Annotated in this window: 4 protein-coding genes; all 4 read left to right on the top strand. The window is 71.8% G+C overall.

Annotated features, from left to right (window positions below):
- Positions 1-869, top strand: an 869-nt coding sequence (locus VF536_RS06290) for a biotin-independent malonate decarboxylase subunit beta (RefSeq protein ID WP_331613960.1), incomplete at its 5' end; no start/stop codon positions are given.
- Between the two features lie 83 nt (positions 870-952).
- On the top strand, positions 953-1654 hold the full coding sequence (locus tag VF536_RS06285; protein WP_331613959.1) for a biotin-independent malonate decarboxylase subunit gamma: 702 nt from the start codon (positions 953-955) through the stop codon (positions 1652-1654).
- A gap of 71 nt (positions 1655-1725) precedes the next feature.
- Complete coding sequence (mdcG, locus tag VF536_RS06280; RefSeq protein WP_331613958.1) at positions 1726-2406, top strand: malonate decarboxylase holo-[acyl-carrier-protein] synthase; 681 nt, start codon at positions 1726-1728, stop codon at positions 2404-2406.
- The coding region (locus tag VF536_RS06275; RefSeq protein ID WP_331613957.1) for a triphosphoribosyl-dephospho-CoA synthase at positions 2403-2833 on the top strand (431 nt) is incomplete at its 3' end. The genes mdcG and VF536_RS06275, both read left to right, overlap by 4 nt.

The raw sequence follows: 2833 nt of genomic DNA, 5'->3' as shown, positions 1-2833 counted from the left end.
ATCCGGACAGCTTCCACGAATGGCTGCCGCCGCAGGAGCGCGTGATGAGCCCGCATCTGGCGCAGCTCGGCGTGCCGTCGGCGTTCGACGACGGCGTCGCGATCGGGCGCGCCACGCTCCTGGGCCGGCCGATCTTCGTGGCCGCGCAGGAAGGCGCGTTCATGGGCGGCGGCGTGGGCGAGGTCCACGGCGCCAAGCTCGTGGGCCTGCTGCGCCGCGCGCTGCACGACCGCCCCGCCGCGGTGCTGCTGCTGCTCGATTCGGGCGGCGTCCGTCTGCATGAGGCCAACGCGGGCCTGATCGCCGTCTCCGAAGTCATGCGTGCGGTGCTGGACGTGCGCGACGCCGGCATCCCCGTGATCGCGCTGATCGGCGCGGCCAACGGCTGCTTCGGCGGCATGGGCATCGTGGCGCGTTGCACCGACTTCGTCGTCATGAGCGATCTCGGACGGCTCGCGATGTCGGGGCCTGAGGTCATCGAGGCGTCCAACGGCGTCGAGGAATTCGACGCCCGCGACCGCGCGCTGGTCTGGCGCACCACCGGCGGCAAGCACCGCTGGCTGAGCGGCGACTGCGACGCGCTGGTCGAGGACGACGTCGCCGCCTTCCGCCGCGCGGCGATCGCGGCCATGGACACGCTGCCGACATCGCGACCGGTCACGATCGACGCGTTGGAGACGGAGCACGCGCTGCTCGCTCATCGGCTGTCGCTGCTCGACGCCGCGGTCGCCGGCGACGACGCGCAGGCCTTGTGGACCCGGCTCGGCGTCGCGCAGGCCGCGCAGGTGCCGGACCTGGAGGTCGCCGAGGTCGTACCCCTGCGCACGCTCGCCGCCGCGCCCCAGACCGTCAAGCGGTTGCACGGCTGAACGACTGGACGACTGACGGCTGAGCCGCTGGAAGACTGAGCTGCTGGACGGCCGAACCGACGAGCCTCGAAGGAGATCCGAAGATGGACTGGAAGACACTGACCGCGACGCTGTTCGGTGCCGACGTCGCCCTGACGCAGGACGGCGATTTCCTGCACGGCACCGTCGAACTCGACGGCGAGCCGCTGACCGTCGTCGGCACGACGAACCACGCGCCGATCGGCGTGAAGCTCGCGCTGGCGCAGGCGCGCGTGGTGCTGGACACCCTCGCCCGCCATCCCGGCCGGCCGATCCTGCTGCTGATCGACACGCAGGGACAGCAGCTTCGACGCCGCGATGAGCTGCTCGGCATCAACCGCGCGATGGCGCACCTGGGCATGACGATCGATCTCGCGCGCAGGCGCGGGCATCGCGTGCTGGGGCTGGTCTACGACCAGGCGTTGTCGGGCGGCTTCATCACCTCGGGCCTGATCGCCGACGCCTGCGACGCGCTGCCCGAGGCCGAGATCCGCGTGATGCGCATCCCCGCGATGTCGCGTGTGACCAAGCTGCCGGAAGAGATGCTCACCGCGCTGTCCGAGACGAATCCCGTCTTCGCGCCCGGCGTCGACAACTACGTCGCGATGGGCGGTGTGCGACGGCTCTGGACCGGCGACCTGCAGGCCGCGCTGCGACAGGCGCTGGTCGACGCGCCGCACGAGGACCGTCGCGCAATCGACGGCGCCGAACGCGGTGGGCGCCGCCTTGCCGCAGACGTGATGCAGCGCGTGCTCGACGCAGCCTGACCTCGATCGACATCAGTCAGGCCTTCTCCGCCTCTGGATCGCCTCTGGATCGCCTCTGAACGCAACATGCCATGGCCCGCCTTCACCGCCATCAACTCGTGCACCTGACGCCCGCGGCCTGGGACCGGCTGCGCGCCGTCGCGCGCGACGCCGTCGAACGCGAATGCCTCACGCTGTGGGCCTCGCGCGGGCTGCCGCTGGTGGTGACGCAGCAGCGCTGCGATGCGGGCGGCGAGCCGGCCTCGATCGCGATGGGCTTGTCGGCGCCGCTGCGCTGGGAGTCGCGCCGCATCGGCGTCAGCGTTGCGCGCAGCGAGGTGATGTTCTTCGACGAGTTCCCCGCCGCTCGCGCCGTTGCGAAGCTGCTGCCTGCGTCGGCACGCGCCGCCTGGGACGAGCTGTGCCGCGCAGCCTTCGCCTGTGGCGTCCAGCCGCGCGTCTACGGCAGCTACGGCTGGCAGGCGCTGTCGGCAATGGTCCACGTCCGGGCCGACTCGGATGCGGACCTCTGGGTCGGCGTGACCGACGCCGAGCAGGCCGACCAGGTCGCCGCGCTGCTGGCGGGCGCGGAGATTCCCGGACTCCGGCTGGACGGCGAACTGGTCTTCGATGGCGACAACGCCGTGTCCTGGCGCGAATGGCTCACCTGGCGCGCGGGCGGCGTGCGCTCCATCCTGGTGAAGTCCATCGGGGGGAGCCGGCTCGCGACGGACCTCGGCGAGATCGTCCGGGACGTCAAGGCGGCCGCATGAACATCGACGACATCGGCCGCGCGGCGACGGTCGCGTTGCATGACGAACTGGCCTTGTCGCCCAAGCCCGGACTGGTCACCTTCACCAGCAACGGCAGCCACCGCGACATGGATGCGCGGACCTTCATGCGCAGCATCTCGGCGCTGCGGCCGTACTTCGTCCGGATCGCCCATCTCGGCGCGACCGGTGCGGACTTCCCCGCGCTGGAACGCGCCGGCATCGAGGCTGAAGCCCGGATGCTCGAAGCGACCGGCGGCATCAACACGCATCGCGGCGCGATCTTCCTGCTGGGCCTGCTCTGCGCATCCGCCGGCGCGGTCCTCGCTGCTGGACGGCGACCGACCCCGGCGGCCCTCCGCGCCACGCTGATCGAGCGTTGGGGCGCGGCGCTCCGGCAACGCGCGCTGCGGCCGTCCTCGCTGCCGGG

Origin of the sequence: Roseateles sp., from assembly GCF_036486225.1 — a bacterium.
GTDB lineage: Bacteria > Pseudomonadota > Gammaproteobacteria > Burkholderiales > Burkholderiaceae_C > Roseateles.
This window is presented reverse-complemented; position numbering and strand designations above follow the sequence as displayed.

Excerpts from the sequence above, each read along its gene's own strand:
- VF536_RS06285 (WP_331613959.1), top strand. The coding sequence starts at position 953 with ATGGACTGGAAGACACTGACCGCGACGCTGTTCGGTGCCGACGTCGCC.
- mdcG (WP_331613958.1), top strand. The coding sequence starts at position 1,726 with ATGGCCCGCCTTCACCGCCATCAACTCGTGCACCTGACGCCCGCGGCC.